This is a genomic window from Georgenia sp. M64, assembly GCF_038049925.1.
Taxonomy (GTDB): domain Bacteria; phylum Actinomycetota; class Actinomycetes; order Actinomycetales; family Actinomycetaceae; genus Georgenia.
Genome location: NZ_CP145809.1, coordinates 2,636,559 through 2,651,557 on the forward strand (window position 1 = coordinate 2,636,559; position 14,999 = coordinate 2,651,557).

Below are 14,999 nucleotides of genomic sequence, written 5' to 3' on the forward strand. Positions count from 1 at the left end.
TCCGGTCACCGCCCTCTCGCCCGCGGTTGCAGTGCTGTCGTCCTTACGCCGCGCAAGTTCAATCTCGGGAGAGTCCTGTCGGCCAGATGATGCGCACGTTTCTACCAAGCTCTCGGGCATAGGCGACAGCATCGGCGGTTCCTCCTCGACCACGTGCAGGTTCCCCATCCCACACCGCGATCAGGATGTGGCAGTGCTCAGCGATCCACTTACCCGCGGCGTCGTATGCCTCTTCCGATGGTCCGGGGTACTCAAGCACCGTGGTGGTCGTTGCGGCGCTCAGCAGGTTGGCGTAGTTGTCGTGGTCCTGGCCGGAAAAGGTCGCCTCGTACCCGCCGGAAGGGATGACCGCGTGCAGGTCGCCGCCGGCTGCCAGGAGCTCGCGCGCGAAGAGCTGGTCGGTGCCAGCGGCGAGGCTGCTGTACCCCACCAGCGGTGGGCGTTGCTCAGCAATGACAGCCTGCATGCCGGCGGTAACGTAGCCGATCGCTTGGGCCGGAATGCTCTGGTGCCCGGTGACGCCGAGCCGAGTCATATGCGTCCGGCCTTCACAAGCTGCCAGTAGTGCTTGCCGAGCGCGGTCAGCCGGCACCCGGTGGAATGCATCGCGGCATAGTAAAGGTGCTCTTCGTCAATCGGTTCGATGAGCCGGCACGCGCGGTACTTCTGCAGCCCGGAGAAGATCTTCTCGTACTCAGGAATGCTGCTCTCTTCGGTGGGCTCGTACGTCGGGTCGAGCGGGTAGTCGTAGTCCGCCGTCGGGAACCACTCAGTGAGGCTGCGAAGGGTGGGCAGCGGGACACGCGGGTCGCACATGCGGATGTCGTGCAACCGGTCGATATTCGCCTTGAACGTCGGCCGTTGCTCCCACGCACCGAACGATTCTGACAGATAGGCGTACAGCCCGGAGACGTTGACGTGCCCAAGGACATCGGCCGCCCCACCGTCCAGCGCGCCCTCTAGGTAGGTGGAAAACTGCCCACGCCCGTCGGCGGTCTCCATCGACACCTGGTCGTTGCGGCTTGCGGTGAGAACCGAGAGGCCGCGGCGGAGGTTGGCTAGCTGATTGCCCAGCGCCCCGATGGTCGTAGCCCCGCCTGAGAAGCAGCAATCGAGGATCACGACCACCTCACTAACGCTGCTACGCCCGATTCGGTCGACAATTTCGGCGAAGGCAACGCCGGGAGTCGAGGTGGTGCCATCGGAGGTTACCAAGGCGACGTCGCCATTCAGTGGCGCTCCGTGACCGGCGAAGTACAGGAGCGCGAAATCGGAGCCCGGAGCGAGCAGTTCGTCGACGAGCGCGAGCAGGTCGTCTCGGGTAAGTCTGTCCCTTGCGGTACGTACCGTGACGACCCGGCAGTCGAGGTTCGGAGAGTCATCTTCGTTGCGAGCCAGCAATGGGTGGAGCGCTGCGGCGTCGTTCGCACACCCCCCCCAAGTCGGGGAAGTTGTCGTAGTGGTCAATGCCGAGGAGCAGTGCACGTTTCATCAAGTGGTCACAAACTGTCGATGAAGCTGGACACGTTTTCCCAGGTCCACGTCTTGCACGGTGCGGAGCCCATCTGGGACGGCTTGGTGCGGTAGCCATCTTCGATCCAGATGCCGAGCAGCGGGGCGCCCTCCTCGACGGCGCACTTAATTTCCCACAGCTGCCCCGTCGCGGCCGGCGTGCTGCTGCTAATCAGTGCGATGACCCCATCAGAGCGCCGGATGCGCGTGCGAACGCGCTCCTTCCACTGCGATGAGTAGGGCTCCTTCACTGACATGTCGATGAACTCGAACGGAGTGTCCGGGTGCACCCGCTGGCCGGTGAAAAGGTTGCGCGTCGTCTCGTCTTCCTTGGCGAAGGCGATGAACACAGTCTTGGACGTCAATTTCGGCTCGCTTCTCTAGGTTGTGCTTCCCGGAGGGGAAGTAGTCGGAATTGAGCGTACTAGTGACCTCCGACACACCCCGTAGCGACTATCGCTCGATGCCTCGTTCGCATGCCGCGGCGGCCTCTATAGGCTCTTTTGGGCTGCGGGGCGGGAGCCGGCCGGGCTCCCTTTCTCCGCCGGCACAAGCGCCACCTCGTCGTCGTTCGTTGTGTTGATCTCGAACGTCCTGAGGTAGTCGGCGTACAACCGGGTTGTGTCGAGCGACGAGGACAGCCGCGACACCACTTGCTGGTATCCCGTCACCGAGTCCGAGACAACGAAAGCGTGCGACAGGGGGCGGCCAGCGTCCTCCCGGGCCTGCACCGCTTCTACGAAACCCGCCCATTGGGTGATGTCGAACAGCACCCCGTACGCCGCGCCATCGGGAAGCGACCACCCGCGCTCAGTGTCGATCTCGTCTATCCGGATGCCCCTAGCGCCGGCCTTGAGCCAAAGGAGGGGTGCGATCGCGTGAAAGCGGCGCCCGAGGGATACCAGAGCTGGATCCTCGTAGGTGAGCTCGAAGAACTCCACGTTCTCCTCGAACCCCTCCGCCATCGGGAACTCGTCGGTGAACTTGTAGTCGCCCTCAATCGGGTCACCGTTCGGGGTCAATCCAGTTACCGCAGCTCTCACGCGCGGCCAGGCGATTGACTCGGCAATGCCCTGGGCCTCCCACTCCACGTCACCGGGGTTAATGCCCTGCTTCCGCAGTTCCCTGGCCTCGTCAGCGCTCACTTCGTTGTTGGTGACCACGATCGCGCGCCGCGTGCCACCGTCCTCATGGTTCAGCCTCATGACAGCGTGTGCGGTCGTTGCCGAGCCGCCGAAAAAGTCGAGAATCAATGCATCTGGCTTGTCCTTCACGAAAAATCGGAGGGCGTCCTCGACTGCGTACAGCGACTTGGGGAAGGGGAACCGTCGGCCAGGTATCAGATGACGCAGGAGGCTGGTCCCCCCCAGGACCGCCGGCCTCATGGGAGGCAATCCTCCACTGGGTTCCTGGAATGAAGACGGGGGTATAGCCAGAGGAATCAACGATGATGGAGCCATCTGCCCGTTTCCCCAGGACCGGGAAGAGTCCCTGCTCGACCTTCCGCTGCTCCCCCCGCTTGAGGTAGGCGATGGTGGTGCGCTCCCCGCGCCAGTTGCCCATCTTCACGTACCCCTGCTCGATGAGATCCACAAGCGCACCTGGGCTTATCTGCCAGTTGCCCTCACTCCCATCTGAGCGAATGGGCCACACTGCGACACAGCCTTCAGGCGGAATTACGTCGTCCCGGTCAGCGCCTAGGAAACTTTCACCCACCGAATCGAAGACCGGACCATCTTCCGTGTTGCGCACGAAGACCGGGTAGAACAGTGCGGGGCGGTCCTCTCTCCTGGCATTAGTTCCAGAGCGCAGCAATTCCGCCCAGCGGAGCTTCTCGGCACGCAGGTCACGTACGACCTTCCACTCGCTCGTCAACGGGAGTGCGCGTGGTGCTGCCCGGCCAAACATCACGAAGTAGACGTATTCATCAGTTCGCCCGAAGGCAGCAGATCGTGTCGCGCCCTTTGGGTTAATGACGCTGCTGATCATCTGGATCCGAGCCTCGGGGAACACCTGCTCCAGCAGGAGGCCCAGGCGCAGATACTCCTTCTCGTCGATGGTGACGATGAGAACGGAGTCGCTGTGGTTGAGCAGGCGCTTGGTGAGCTTGAGTCGGCGCTCCATAAAGGACAGCCACTTGGAGTGGCGGTACTCGTCGGCATTGTCGACGTAGTCGTTGTTGTACTTCCAGTCCTTCGCACCGGTGTTGTAGGGCGGGTCGATGTAGATGGCGTCAACCTTGCCCTCGTACGGGTAGAGCAGGGCCTCGAGGGCGTGATAGTTCTCGGCGTTGATAATGGAGTGCCAGGGCTGGTCCGTGGGGCCGTTCTGGACCCGAGCGACGCTCCGCAGGCCTGGGTAGATGGGGTCCCCGAACTCGCGGGTAACGACCAGGCGGTCACGCTCGACGATGTCTGTACGCCCGTCGCTGTCCTGCAAGGCGGCCATGCCGGTCTGGGCGTTGATCTGCATGACGATCCAGACACCGGAGTCGTTAACAGCGGTGCAGTCGGTGGTGCCTTCTCCAAGGATTCGGACCTTGTCGCCGCGGCGGACCTTGAACTTCGGCAGCAGCACGGACTCGGGCTTGTGCGGATCGAAGACGAGACCGAACTGCCGGCCCTTCGTGACCTTGCGGTACTCGGCGCGTAGGGCGGCGCGCAGGGACTCGTCCTTGATGGAGTCGATCAGGTTATCAATGTGGGCCATCGGGCAGCTTTCAGTACTCGGTGCCGTGCTGGCGGAACAGTTCGGCGGAGGCGGTGCCCGGGAAGGCCAAGATGGAGTCGCGCACCTCGGGGTTCTTGTGGTTGAGCATCAGGTACTTCCCGTCGACGAGGGCGATGGACTGCACCCGCTGGTAGGTGTCGCCGTGCTGCGCGGTGTACTTCGCCAGGCCCTTGAGCTTGTCGACGGCATCCGCGAGGTGGGTGCCGTGCGGGTCGATCAGGGACGGGACGAGGCTGCCTCCGACCTCGTGGATGAAGACGAAGTCGGGCACCATGCCCTTGATGCCGGATGAGGTGGTGTACGGGATCTGCAGGGCATGCCGGCCGCTGTTGGGGTTGCGGTACCAGGCCACGGCGCCGTGGGCGAGCTCTGTCTCCAGGATGTGCTTCTCCCATTTCTGCAGGGAGACGCGGAACTTGCCGTTCTCGTCGGAGATCAGGTGCTTGTCGTACGGGTCGCCCTCGGCCTGTTCATCGCGCTGGTCAGGGATGGTGACCGAGGTCCGCAGCGGGCGGTCGGACTCACGCTTGATCCGGTCGAACCGCTCCTGGTCCATAGGAGACAGGCGGGTGATGGCAGAGTCGAACTTGAGGAACCACTGCTCAATGAGGTGATTCGCGCGGACGTTGATCTCTTTGACGATCTCGGCGTCCGAGGCGAGGGCGATGGTCTCGAGCATCGCGTCGATGACGTCATCGTCGTTCGGTGCGACCTTATTGACGTACGCGTTCGCCAGGCCCTGCGGGAGGGTGCTGCGGGCCCGGTCCATCAACATCTTGATGCCGCGGGTGTCGAGGGCGATCTTGGTGTCGGTCTCGTTGACCTTCTCGGTCTTCGTCCCAAACGCGACGTTGCGTTCGAACAGGTGCGTCTGCCCGGCCTGCTCGAGCATCTTGTCCCACTCCCCCGCAGCCTGGAGGTTCTCCTTGCGGGTGCTGATAACGGACAGCAGCTCGTTGGTGGCCTGCGTGGGTGCGTAGGGCAAGAGCTGGTGGCCGTCGTGCTCGCCGGCGAGCAGGGTGGCGAGGGCGTACAGGCGGGCCACTGGGCCGCGCAGTGTGCGGCGCGGGATGGTGTAGGACGGCAGGGACCGAATGACGCCGAAGACGTCCTGGGGTGCGTCAGTGGTCAGGGTTTGCGTCTCGCCCTGGTTGAACAGGTCGGCGCCGTCGGCGCCGCCACCAAGGGCTGGGGACGGTGCAGGGGTATCCGTGCTGGCGGGGGCCACTGCGGTGCCGGAGGAAACGGACGTGGACATCTGGCCCGATGCGGCGGTGTCATCGGCGGCCGGTTCCGGGTCGCCGCCGTACCAGGCCTCCAGGTCCGCGTCGCTGGGCCCACCACCGTCCGTGGCGGGTGCGGGCGAGGGTGGGGTGGCCGGGGCAGGGTTCGCGGTGAGGAACGGGTTGTGCTTGTAGGTGATCGGGTCCTTGATGATCCGGGTGCCACCGGTGAGGTTGTCGGCGTCGCCTTCCTCGAACCGGGCCGCGATGGCGTCCACCGCGGCGGCGTCGAACTTCGGCAGGATGCAGTGGACGGAGTTGAGGGTCTCGTCGGTAAGGATCCGCCGGGCCAGCGGGGTGCGGACCATCCGGCCCATGATCTGTGTGATCAGGTCGGCGTCCTTCGCGACGCGCATAGAGACGAGTACCTCGGCGCGCGGGCAGTCCCACCCGGTGGTGATGGCCGTCTTAGCCTCGATCCACCGATGGTCCGCGGCTCGCTCGTTGATGCGGTCGGGACGGCGGTGGTGGTTCTCGGGCGTGGGGTGGTTGCCGGTCTGCCCGGCTTTTCCACTGATGGTCCTCGGTCGTGGGGCGATGGGTCGGGGTTCAGGTGACCCGGGCGCTGCGCGGGAGGACGGCGTCGTAGAGCGTTGTCCAGGCGCTCTGCCAGGGCCAGGCGGTGGGCAGGTGCAGCCGTAGCCGCCGGGCGGAGGTCGCGATCCGGGCGGGGACGTTGATCAGCTTGCGGCGGATCGTCTCGGTCGTTGCCCGGACCAGCGACGGTGCCCTGGTCACCGTGGCGGCGGCGCGGGTGAGGTTGAACGCCATGACGGCACAGACGAGCCAGGCGGCGTTGGCGGCGAAGACACCGGAGGGCAGGTGTGCCAGGGCGGAGGCCTTGAGGTCGGCGTGGACGTTCTCGATGATCGCGTGGGCCCGGTGGGTCTGGTCAGCGGCGACCGCGCCGAGCGCCTCGGGTGCCGTGGTGGTGAAGAAGGCGTGGAAGCGCCAGGTCTCGAACAGCGTCTCCTGGCCCTGACCCTGCTTGGGGTTCAGGTCGGGGATGCGCCGGACCACGAGCCGGCCGGGGACCTGCTCGGCCTTCTTCTTCGAGGAGAACGCGGTGAACGGGACCTCAGCGACCTCGGCGCGTGAGTTCCATACCCCGGTGGTCTCGTCGTAGATGGCATCGGTGTACCGGATCGCGGTCCACGCATCGGCGTCGATCGTGGCGATGGCGCGTTTGACGGCCGGGTCCATCCGCGCGGTGATCGAGACCTGCGCGCCGGCCTTGAGCGCCGCGGTGACCAGAGTGTGGGAGTAGAACGCCGAGTCGGCCCGCACCAGCACACCACGGCCGGCCAGCCGGCTGCGGCGGATCAGCGCCAAGGTGTCGGTCGCCAGCCGGGCCGCCCCGCGCGGGGAACCCACCGACCCTTTGCGGAGCCGCTGGGCGGCGATCACCGGTGCGACCTGATCGGTGGAGACGGTGGCAAGCAGGGCGTTGAGCCCTCGCACGCCGGAGTACCCGAACGCCGCCCCCTGCTTGGCGTAGCCGTGGACCTCAACGATGGTGTCGTCGATGTCGACCATCACCATCCCCGCGTCCGCCGCGCCGCCGAGCAGGGTGGTGTGCTCGGCCAGGGCGAGGAAGAACCGTGAGGCGACCGCGTCGACCTGGCGGACGTGGCCGAAGGTGAACGAGCGCAGGAACGAGCCCAGCGTCGAGGGGGCGTAGGCACCGGAGAAGACCTTGCCCATGCCGCCGTGGCGCAGCAGGGCCATGTCGTCGATGCTGTCCGCGCCGGCGGCCATGCCCGCGACCAGCGAGGACAGCTTCAGGCCGGCGTTGGCGCCCTTGTCCGTGGGCACGCTCAGCCGCTCGTCGGCCAACTCCCGCAGTCCCGCCCGACGGGCCAGGGCCATCACCGGGACCAGGCCGGCGGCCGACACGAGGTTGGGCTCATCGAACGTCGCGGACACGACCGGACGGGTGTGAGAAAGTTGCATCTACGAGATGCCCTTCTTGAACTGGCGATACGGACCTTCGACAAGTCGTATCTTCCCAGCTCAGAGGGGCATTCTCGCGTTCCCGCGCCTACCCGTAACAGTCAGCCCTCGGTGGATCGAGGCTTAGCCAGGACGACGCGCACGTCGTGACGGTCCTGGATGTCCTCGGGCGGGCAGTACGCGATGGCGTGGCCGCCGGCGTCCTCTGGCGCGTGGGAAGCGAAGGTGTGAACGATGTTCTCCACGCCGACCCCGGGCCACTCGCTAAGCACCACGGAGACGAGGTCGCCGAGCTCCTTGGACGTGGGCATGTCGTCAACCTGGATGACCAGGATCGGGTCGACGGTCGGCTCACCGTTGGCCTCGGTGTAGTCGTTCCACTTCGCCTCGTACTCGCGCACTTTCCGTACCGCGTGCACGACGAGGGTCGACTCGGCGGCTTCGACGCCCTTAGTGTGGCCGAGGATGATCTGGTCCTTGAGCAGACCGGAGGAGCGCACGTCCTCGATGGAGATCGTGTGGCTGTACGGGCGCCGGTTCAGGTCCGTCATGGAGTCGCGGAACTTCTTCGGTGTCGCGGAGATGCCCCACACCGCGGGTACCGCCGGACGCCCGGTCTCACCGCCGCCGATGATCTGGGAGACGATCGTGTCCCGGGTGCCGTTGCGGGTACCCATGCCGCGGTGCGCCTCGTCCACCACGACGACGAACCCGTGGGGGCGCAGGGCGATGGTGTTGCTGATCGTGTCCCACAGCGAGTAGGTCCGGCCGTCCACGCGGCTCTTCGACAGGTTCGCGGCCGAACTGAGCTTCTGGATGTTGAGGAAGTAGACCTTTCCCGGGGCGAAGACCTCCTCGTCGAAGTCGTTCTCGATCGGGATGAGCCGATTCAGCTTCAGCGCGGATGATGCAGCCATCATCTTGTTCAAGGTCTGCCGGTTCAGTGACGGGTCGTCGGTGACCCACAGGAACGTGGCGGTGTCGATCCCCGGGGTGCTCTCATCTCCATCAAGGGCGGCCTCGATGACCGCGGTGGCGATGACGGTCTTCCCCGCACCGGTAGGGGCGGCGAGCACGACGGCACCGTTGTCGGTGGGGTCCTCGCCGTGGTCGCGGGCGATCTTGAGCAGGGCGCGACCCACTTCTGACTGCGCGATCTCCTGGTACGGGAACAGCTCGTACTTCACCAGCGGGGGCCCTTCAGAGCGCTATCGGACGATGTGCTCACCTTAGGGCCGCGCTGAGCCGCTTTTTCGCGGAGGCTCGAGTAACCCACCCCCTGGCTTGTCGGGCGTCCCAGGTCGACGACGACGACCATTGACAAGGTGCACCGACACCTTGACCTGGTGCTTCGCCTGGTTCGAGGGCGATGTCAGTGGTCGCACCTACGTTCGAGGCATGAGTTCGAGACGTGGTCGCAAGATCGACCTCGCGGCGGTGAGGGCCCGGGGCTGGGACAGCACCGTCGAGGCCTACCTCGCCGAGGTCCGCGACGTCGCGATCGCCAACGCTAGTGCGGCGGGCACGACGCCGGCGTCCGTCCCCACTGCTGGCCCGAGGCGGCTCAGGCTCGTGGACGCGGTCTACGCCGAGCCCGTCGAGCTGGCCGTCGCGTTCAGAGAGCCCGACAGCGACACCGACACCGGGCTCGACACCGGCATCGAGCCCGGCACCACCGACGACACCGAGAGCCAGACCGGTCCTGGGCCCGGCACCACCGACGACACCGAGAGCCAGACCGGTCCTGGGCCCGGCACCACCGACGACACCGAGAGCCAGGCCGGCGCCGAGCCCGACCCGGAGACGGAGGCCGAGGACCCGGGGATGCCGACGCAGGAGGAGATCACCGCCGCCGCCGCAGTTCTCGCACGGGCCGCGGGCCTGCACGGCGCCCCACTCGCCACCGCCCTGGACCCCGTCCCTGCCCAGGGACAGGACCCCGCCGTCCTCATCGAGCTCATCGCCAACTGGAACCGCGTGATCTCCTGGTCCACCGCCCGCCGAGGCGAGGTGGCCGCCGCCCTGGCCGACGCCGCCGCCGAGCACGCCCGTCACTCCCCCGGTCCCTCCGTCGACCCCGTCACCGTCGCCGCCACCGAGATCTCGATGCGCCTGACCACCACCAAGCAGGCCGCCACCCGCATGATCACCACCGGTGCCCTGCTCACCGGCCCCCTGACCGCCACCGGCGCCAGCCTCGAACACGGCGCGATCGACCCGGTCAAGGCACAGATCATCGCCGACGCCCTGCACCACATCCCCCACCAGATCGCCTGGGACATCGAGGATGCCGTGCTTCCCGGCGCCCAGGGCCGCACCCTCGCCCAGCTGCGCCGTGACCTGACCCACGCCCTCATCGCCGCGGACCACCACCACGCCGAGGACCGCCACCGCCGCGCGCGCACCGCCCGTCGCGTCTGCCACCCCAAGGCGCTCCCGGACGGCATGGCCTCCCTCTACGCCGTCCTGCCCGCCGAGGACGCCATCGCCATCGACCTCACCCTCGACAACGCCGCCCGGCACGCCAAGGCCACCGGCGACACCCGCACCCTCGACCAGCTTCGCGCCGACACCCTCGCCACCATCGCCGTCAACGCCCTCAGCACCGGCCAGATCCACTTCACCGCCCCGGCATCCGAGCAGGTGGCCGGGACGGCACACCCGCTGACTACCGCGTCCGGTCCCGCGCCCGGGCACGCAGCCAACGCGTCGCCCACAACGTCGTCCTCAGCTCCAACAACCGGCCCCCCGCCCGGCCCGGTGCCGTTGACGGCCATCAGGCTCAGCCCCGCCCCGGTCACGATCCTCGTCACCGTTCCCCTGACCACCCTCCTCGGTGGTGGCGAGCCCGCCGTCCTGGACGGCTACGGCCCCATCGACCCTGTCACCGCCCGCGCCCTCGCCCTCGGGGGAACCTGGCGACGCCTGGTCACCGACCCCCTCACCGGTGCCGTCCTGGACCACGGCCGCACCCGCTACCGACCCCCGAAGGACCTCGCGGACCTAGTCCGCGCCCGAGACCGCACCTGTATCCGCCCCGCCTGCAACACCCCCGCCACGCGCTGCGAGCTCGACCACTCCCTCGCCTGGTCCCAAGGCGGCACGACCGCTCTGACCAACCTCGGCTCCGCCTGCGACGGCGACCACGACCTCAAGACCTGCGGCCACTTCGCCGTCCGACAGATCACCAACGGCGTCTTCGAGTGGACCTCCGCCCTCACCGGCCACACCTACCGTCGCGAGCACGACGGCAGCGTCACCTACCTCAACCCGCACCTCCCCCGACAGCCGCGCACCGACCCCCAGCACGACCCCACCAGACCGACCTCCACACCGCCCTACTAGCGGTGGCCGGTGCGCGACGTCGCAGTCACCGAAGCAGTGGCCTCTCTCTCGTTCGTGATCCGAGCTCGTTGTGCGCCGGGACCCCGATCACAGGACTCGGCGCACACCGGGCAGCCGGGCGACGAGATGACCGACCACGAACACCGTCGGGACCGCCGCGACCGCGACCAGGACGAACTTCGCCGCCGGCGACCAGGGCAGCGGTCGAGCCGCTGCGGAGATCGCGACGAGGACGAGTGGGTGGACGAGGTAGGCGGCGTACGACGCGCGGGCCGCGAGTGCCGCGACAGGACCCACAGGACGGTCGTGCCGCCGGAAGAGGTCGAGCACCCACACGGAGAAGGCGAGCGCCACCACCGCCGAGATGGGCGCCACGGCAACGTTCCCAGCGAGCGTCAGGTCCGCACCGTCGCCGCTCACCTCCGTGCCGAGCACCAGGGCACCGAGGAAGGCGACGGTGCCGCCCGCCGCGACCAGCCCACAGCCCCGCGCCAGGGCGTGCGCCACGACCAGGCGCCGCTCGGCGAGGACCACGCCGAGCACGAAGAGCGCCCCGGACTGCGGCCACTGCGCCCAGCGCAGGTTCCACAGGTGTTCAGTGAGGTAGTCCCAGCGCAGCCAGACGACCGCATCGACGGCGACGATCGCGAGCGCAAGCGCGCCGAGGACACCCAGACCGAGCTCCCCACCGGTCGCGGGCGGCGGCGAGCGCCGGGCCCGCCATGCCGCGTAGCCGAGGTTGAAGGCCAGCAGGGCGAGCACGAACCAGAACACGCCGATGTCGCGATCCCCACGGAAGTCGGACAGGAACGCAGCAAGGGGGCGATCACCACCTTCGGCGCCGGCCCCCCAGAAGTCGGCGACCGGGTCGATCAGGAGGAAGACCACGAGCACCGGGACGCCGAGCCGCAGGAGCCTTCCGCGGACGAAGGACGCCGGACCGCGACGCGCGAACGAACGCACCGCCATCATCCCGCCGACGACGAACAGCGGTCCGAGCCCGAAGTTCGCCAGAGGCGCGACGAGCAGGAAGAGCACGCGCTCGAGCAGGTCCGAGTCGACCCTCTCCTCGTAGTACCAGCCGATCGGCACGAGGTACGCGGTCCCGACGTGCACCACGACGACGCCGGCGATGACGACGACGCGGAGCCGGTCGACCCACGCAGCGCGCGTGTCGGCCGGCGCCACGGGCAGCTCGCTCACGGTCATGGCGCCACCGCCGCCTCGTCGAGGCTCAGGCGACGAGTCCCGCGAGCTCGGCTCCCCACGCACGGGCTCGGTCGAGCTCACCCGCCCGCAGCGGGCCCTTGCCGCCGTCCAGGACGAACCCCTCACGCGCGATGACGTCACGACCGTGCCGGCGCAGCGCCCGCGCGATCGGACGGGCAGCGCCGCCCGCGAGCGGGTTGCCCAGGTGCGTGTCGAAGGTGGCCGCCTTGCCACCGGTGGTTCCCAGATGTGCGAGCCAGTCCCTGACCCCCTGCGACGTCGCCTGGTCCGTGTCGTCACCACCGCCGCCGTCGGGCGCGTCGCCACCGCCGCCGTCGGGCGCGTCCTCGGCCGCCTTGCCCCGGGACCAGGCCGTGCTCATCCCACGGACGTGCGTGGGGCCACCGACGACGAGCAGGTCCGGCTCACGCTCGGCGAGCTCCTCGGCGACCTCCCGCACCGTCACGCTCGCACCGGCTCCACGGGCGCCGTCGGCGATCGCCTCGGCGACCTCACGGGTCGTTCCGTACACCGTCTCGTAGACCACCGTCATCTCCATGACGGGCCACCTCCTTGCCTCTCTCCGGACCGGTCGGTCGACCGGTCCGCGAACCGGTCGTTCAGTCGGCCACCCGGCCGAGCACGGGGACGAGGACTCCGCTGACCGCCCCGAGCACGGCGCCGGCGAGTGCACCGGTACCCGCTCCGAGCGCGACGACGGCGAGGTCGGACCACGTGGCGGGCGCCGCCGTCGCCCCGGCGAAGATGACCACCATCGCCGGTGTCCAGGCGGTCGCACTCACCGCGACCCAGCGCCACGGGCGGGCGACCGTGCCGCGCAACGCACCCGCCTGTGCGGCGCCGAGCACGGCGCCCATGAGGAGGCCGAGCCCGGCTGCGCCGGATGCGACCAGCAGCGCCGACGGGCCGGCACCGGCGCCGTCGTCGCCACCGAGGACAGCGGGGGCGGAGACGGCCGCCCAGCCGAGCCCGGCGACGGCGACAGTCATCAGGACCCAGTGCCGACGGCGCAGGCCCGGCGCATCGGGACGCAGGGCTGCGCTCTGCGCGAGACCGAGGGCGGTCCCCTCGACGAGGCCGGCCGCGACGACGAGGCCCCAGGCCAGTGCCGTCCGGTCAGGAGCCAGCGCGGTGGCAGCGCGAGCCGCACCGGCGGCGGCGGCCATGCCGACCGCTTCCGCCCCGGCGCACAGGAGCACCCAGCGACCCAGCCGGGTCGGCGCCCGGACGGCCGGCCGGGCCGGCGGTTCCGCCGTCGTGCGGACCATCGCCACCTCCAGGGCGCCGGTTCACCCGCGCCCCAACCTCCATGGTGCGCACGGCGTGGCACGCGGTCCCAGGGTCGGAGGTCCCCGGGGCCCGCCGTAGAGGAGGACGCCGGCCCGGCACGCATGACGGCGCCGGCCGGACCACGTGGGCCGGCCGGCGCCGTCGCGTCGTCGTCGGGTGTCCCGACACTCAGTCCTCCACGGCGTCCTTGAGCTCGTCCTTCGTCATGGTCGAGCGCCCGGGGACGTCCTGCTCCTTGGCCTTCTCGTAGAGCTCGTCCTTGGTGGGCTCGTCAGACCCGCCCGTCGAGCCGGACCCGCCGGCCGGGACGGCGGCGCCGGTCTCGCGGACGAACCGGGCGCCCATCTCCTCGCGCTCGGCGGCGCTGAACTCCTTCTCGAGGACCGGCAGGAGGTCCTGCTCCTCCTCCTCGACGTGGTGCTCCAGCTCACCGACCATCGCGGCCAGCTTGCCGTCCCAGCCGGCCTCGTCCGGGTCCCCCGCGACGAGCTCGGCCAGCATGCCCTCGATGTGCTTGTGCTCCTCGACGCTGTCGTGGACCTGGTCGGCCTCCTCGCCCTGCCGTTCCCGGATCGCCGGGTACACGAAGGACTCCTCGGCCTCGGAGTGCGGCATGAGGAGGTCGCTCACCTGCTGGAGCGCGGCAGCGGCCTCGGCGCCGCCCTCCTGAGCCTTGGCGAGGAGCTTCTCGACCTCGCGGTGCTGTCCCTTGATGACCTCGACGATGTCCGGCATGGGGCGTCCTTTCAGTACGTGGGGAGGCTCATCCTGCCGCCCCGGCGGCGGACGGCAACCGGAGCGGCGGCGGACCGGTTCGGCACGGGTACCGCGCCACCGGCGCCGGCACCGGCACCGGCACCTGCACCGGCACCTGCACCGGCACCTGCACCGGCACGGGCACCGGCACGGGCACGGGCACGGGCACGGGCACGGGCACGGGCACGGGCACGGGCACACTGCTGCACCGGGACCGGGCATCGGCGCCGGCGGGCTACCGTGGCTGCGTGGGCATCGACGTGAGGCCGGCCACGCTCGAACGGTTCGACGACGTGGCGACCATGCTCGGGCCGAGGAACCCCGGGTCCAACGTGTGCTGGTGCCTGAGCCACCGGGTCGACTCCAGGACCAACCGCAAGCTGGTCGGCCCCGCGCGCGGGGAGTACGTGCGCGACCTGTGCGCCCGCCCGGTCGCCCCGGGCGTGCTGGCGTACGACGCCGGCGAGGTCGTCGGCTGGGCGGCCGTGGCCCCGCGGGCGGAGCTGCCCTTCGCCCGCTCCCGGAAGATCCCGCACGTCGACGACCTGCCCGTGTGGTCCCTGTGGTGCATCCGGGTCCGGCCCGGCCACCGGGGCCGAGGCATCGCGCACGCGCTGGTCGACGGTGCGGTGACGTACGCGCGGGCCGAGGGAGGCCCCGCGATCGAGGGCTACCCGGTGGACAACCAGGGTCGAAAGGTCGACCTGACCATGGCGTACGTCGGCACGAGGAGCCTCTTCGAGGGGGCGGGCTTCGTCAAGGCCGCCGACACCGACGCCGTCTCCGGCGGCTTCCCCCGGGTGCTCATGCGGCTCAGCCTCGGCAGCAGCGCGGACACGACCGCGCCGAACAGCTGAACGACTGACCTGCTGACCTCACCTCGATTCTCCTCCTTCGCGC

At 68.9% G+C, this 14,999-nt stretch carries 14 protein-coding genes; 2 read left to right on the top strand and 12 right to left on the bottom strand.

The window, feature by feature from the left end:
- Positions 1-58: 58 nt before the first annotated feature.
- The 8 genes from AAEM63_RS11820 to AAEM63_RS11855 form a co-directional block, all read right to left on the bottom strand.
- A complete protein-coding gene (locus AAEM63_RS11820) occupies positions 59-535 on the bottom strand; it encodes a hypothetical protein (RefSeq protein ID WP_341358475.1) in 477 nt (158 codons plus the stop codon).
- On the bottom strand, positions 532-1,401 hold the full coding sequence (locus AAEM63_RS11825) for a caspase family protein (RefSeq protein WP_341358476.1): 870 nt from the start codon (positions 1,399-1,401) through the stop codon (positions 532-534). The genes AAEM63_RS11820 and AAEM63_RS11825 overlap by 4 nt, the downstream gene beginning before the upstream one ends.
- 98 nt (positions 1,402-1,499) lie before the next feature.
- Complete coding sequence (locus AAEM63_RS11830) at positions 1,500-1,862, bottom strand: TIR domain-containing protein (RefSeq protein ID WP_341358477.1); 363 nt, start codon at positions 1,860-1,862, stop codon at positions 1,500-1,502.
- A 141-nt stretch (positions 1,863-2,003) separates the two neighbouring features.
- Complete coding sequence (locus AAEM63_RS11835; RefSeq protein WP_341358478.1) at positions 2,004-2,657, bottom strand: hypothetical protein; 654 nt, start codon at positions 2,655-2,657, stop codon at positions 2,004-2,006.
- Between the two features lie 43 nt (positions 2,658-2,700).
- Entirely contained in the window at positions 2,701-4,221 is a 1,521-nt protein-coding gene (locus AAEM63_RS11840; RefSeq protein ID WP_341358479.1) for a DNA methyltransferase, read from the bottom strand.
- Between the two features lie 10 nt (positions 4,222-4,231).
- On the bottom strand, positions 4,232-5,881 hold the full coding sequence (locus AAEM63_RS11845; RefSeq protein ID WP_341358480.1) for a hypothetical protein: 1,650 nt from the start codon (positions 5,879-5,881) through the stop codon (positions 4,232-4,234).
- Between the two features lie 193 nt (positions 5,882-6,074).
- The gene (locus AAEM63_RS11850; RefSeq protein ID WP_123916759.1) at positions 6,075-7,478 is read right to left on the bottom strand and encodes an IS1380 family transposase; all 1,404 of its coding nucleotides are present in this window, start codon (positions 7,476-7,478) and stop codon (positions 6,075-6,077) included.
- Between the two features lie 101 nt (positions 7,479-7,579).
- Positions 7,580-8,665 (bottom strand): DEAD/DEAH box helicase family protein, encoded by a 1,086-nt coding sequence (locus AAEM63_RS11855; protein ID WP_341358481.1) that lies wholly within the window; start codon positions 8,663-8,665, stop codon positions 7,580-7,582.
- A gap of 211 nt (positions 8,666-8,876) precedes the next feature.
- On the opposite strand from AAEM63_RS11855, the gene AAEM63_RS11860 reads away from it, so the two are divergent.
- Positions 8,877-10,823: a DUF222 domain-containing protein gene (locus AAEM63_RS11860; RefSeq protein ID WP_341358482.1), complete on the top strand. Its 1,947-nt coding sequence runs from the start codon at positions 8,877-8,879 to the stop codon at positions 10,821-10,823.
- An 87-nt stretch (positions 10,824-10,910) separates the two neighbouring features.
- Here the strand turns inward: AAEM63_RS11860 and AAEM63_RS11865 are convergent, their stop codons facing one another.
- The 4 genes from AAEM63_RS11865 to AAEM63_RS11880 form a co-directional block, all read right to left on the bottom strand.
- Positions 10,911-12,032 (bottom strand): acyltransferase family protein, encoded by a 1,122-nt coding sequence (locus AAEM63_RS11865; protein ID WP_341358483.1) that lies wholly within the window; start codon positions 12,030-12,032, stop codon positions 10,911-10,913.
- A gap of 25 nt (positions 12,033-12,057) precedes the next feature.
- Positions 12,058-12,591, bottom strand: coding sequence for a flavodoxin domain-containing protein (locus tag AAEM63_RS11870; protein WP_341358484.1), 534 nt, complete (start codon positions 12,589-12,591; stop codon positions 12,058-12,060).
- A 61-nt stretch (positions 12,592-12,652) separates the two neighbouring features.
- The gene (locus AAEM63_RS11875; protein WP_341358485.1) at positions 12,653-13,321 is read right to left on the bottom strand and encodes a hypothetical protein; all 669 of its coding nucleotides are present in this window, start codon (positions 13,319-13,321) and stop codon (positions 12,653-12,655) included.
- 190 nt (positions 13,322-13,511) lie between these two features.
- The gene (locus AAEM63_RS11880) at positions 13,512-14,078 is read right to left on the bottom strand and encodes a hemerythrin domain-containing protein (protein WP_341358486.1); all 567 of its coding nucleotides are present in this window, start codon (positions 14,076-14,078) and stop codon (positions 13,512-13,514) included.
- A 269-nt stretch (positions 14,079-14,347) separates the two neighbouring features.
- Here AAEM63_RS11880 and AAEM63_RS11885 point away from each other — a divergent pair, with 269 nt between their 5' ends.
- The gene (locus tag AAEM63_RS11885) at positions 14,348-14,956 is read left to right on the top strand and encodes a GNAT family N-acetyltransferase (RefSeq protein WP_341358487.1); all 609 of its coding nucleotides are present in this window, start codon (positions 14,348-14,350) and stop codon (positions 14,954-14,956) included.
- Positions 14,957-14,999: the final 43 nt, after the last annotated feature.

What these genes read in the sequence shown, in the direction of transcription:
- AAEM63_RS11820 (WP_341358475.1), bottom strand. Translation starts at nt 535, where the DNA reads ATGACTCGGCTCGGCGTCACCGGGCACCAGAGCATTCCGGCCCAAGCG.
- AAEM63_RS11840 (WP_341358479.1), bottom strand. Translation starts at nt 4,221, where the DNA reads ATGGCCCACATTGATAACCTGATCGACTCCATCAAGGACGAGTCCCTG.
- AAEM63_RS11845 (WP_341358480.1), bottom strand. Translation starts at nt 5,881, where the DNA reads ATGCGCGTCGCGAAGGACGCCGACCTGATCACACAGATCATGGGCCGG.
- AAEM63_RS11850 (WP_123916759.1), bottom strand. Translation starts at nt 7,478, where the DNA reads ATGCAACTTTCTCACACCCGTCCGGTCGTGTCCGCGACGTTCGATGAG.
- AAEM63_RS11860 (WP_341358482.1), top strand. Translation starts at nt 8,877, where the DNA reads ATGAGTTCGAGACGTGGTCGCAAGATCGACCTCGCGGCGGTGAGGGCC.
- AAEM63_RS11865 (WP_341358483.1), bottom strand. Translation starts at nt 12,032, where the DNA reads ATGACCGTGAGCGAGCTGCCCGTGGCGCCGGCCGACACGCGCGCTGCG.
- AAEM63_RS11870 (WP_341358484.1), bottom strand. Translation starts at nt 12,591, where the DNA reads ATGGAGATGACGGTGGTCTACGAGACGGTGTACGGAACGACCCGTGAG.
- AAEM63_RS11875 (WP_341358485.1), bottom strand. Translation starts at nt 13,321, where the DNA reads ATGGTCCGCACGACGGCGGAACCGCCGGCCCGGCCGGCCGTCCGGGCG.
- AAEM63_RS11880 (WP_341358486.1), bottom strand. Translation starts at nt 14,078, where the DNA reads ATGCCGGACATCGTCGAGGTCATCAAGGGACAGCACCGCGAGGTCGAG.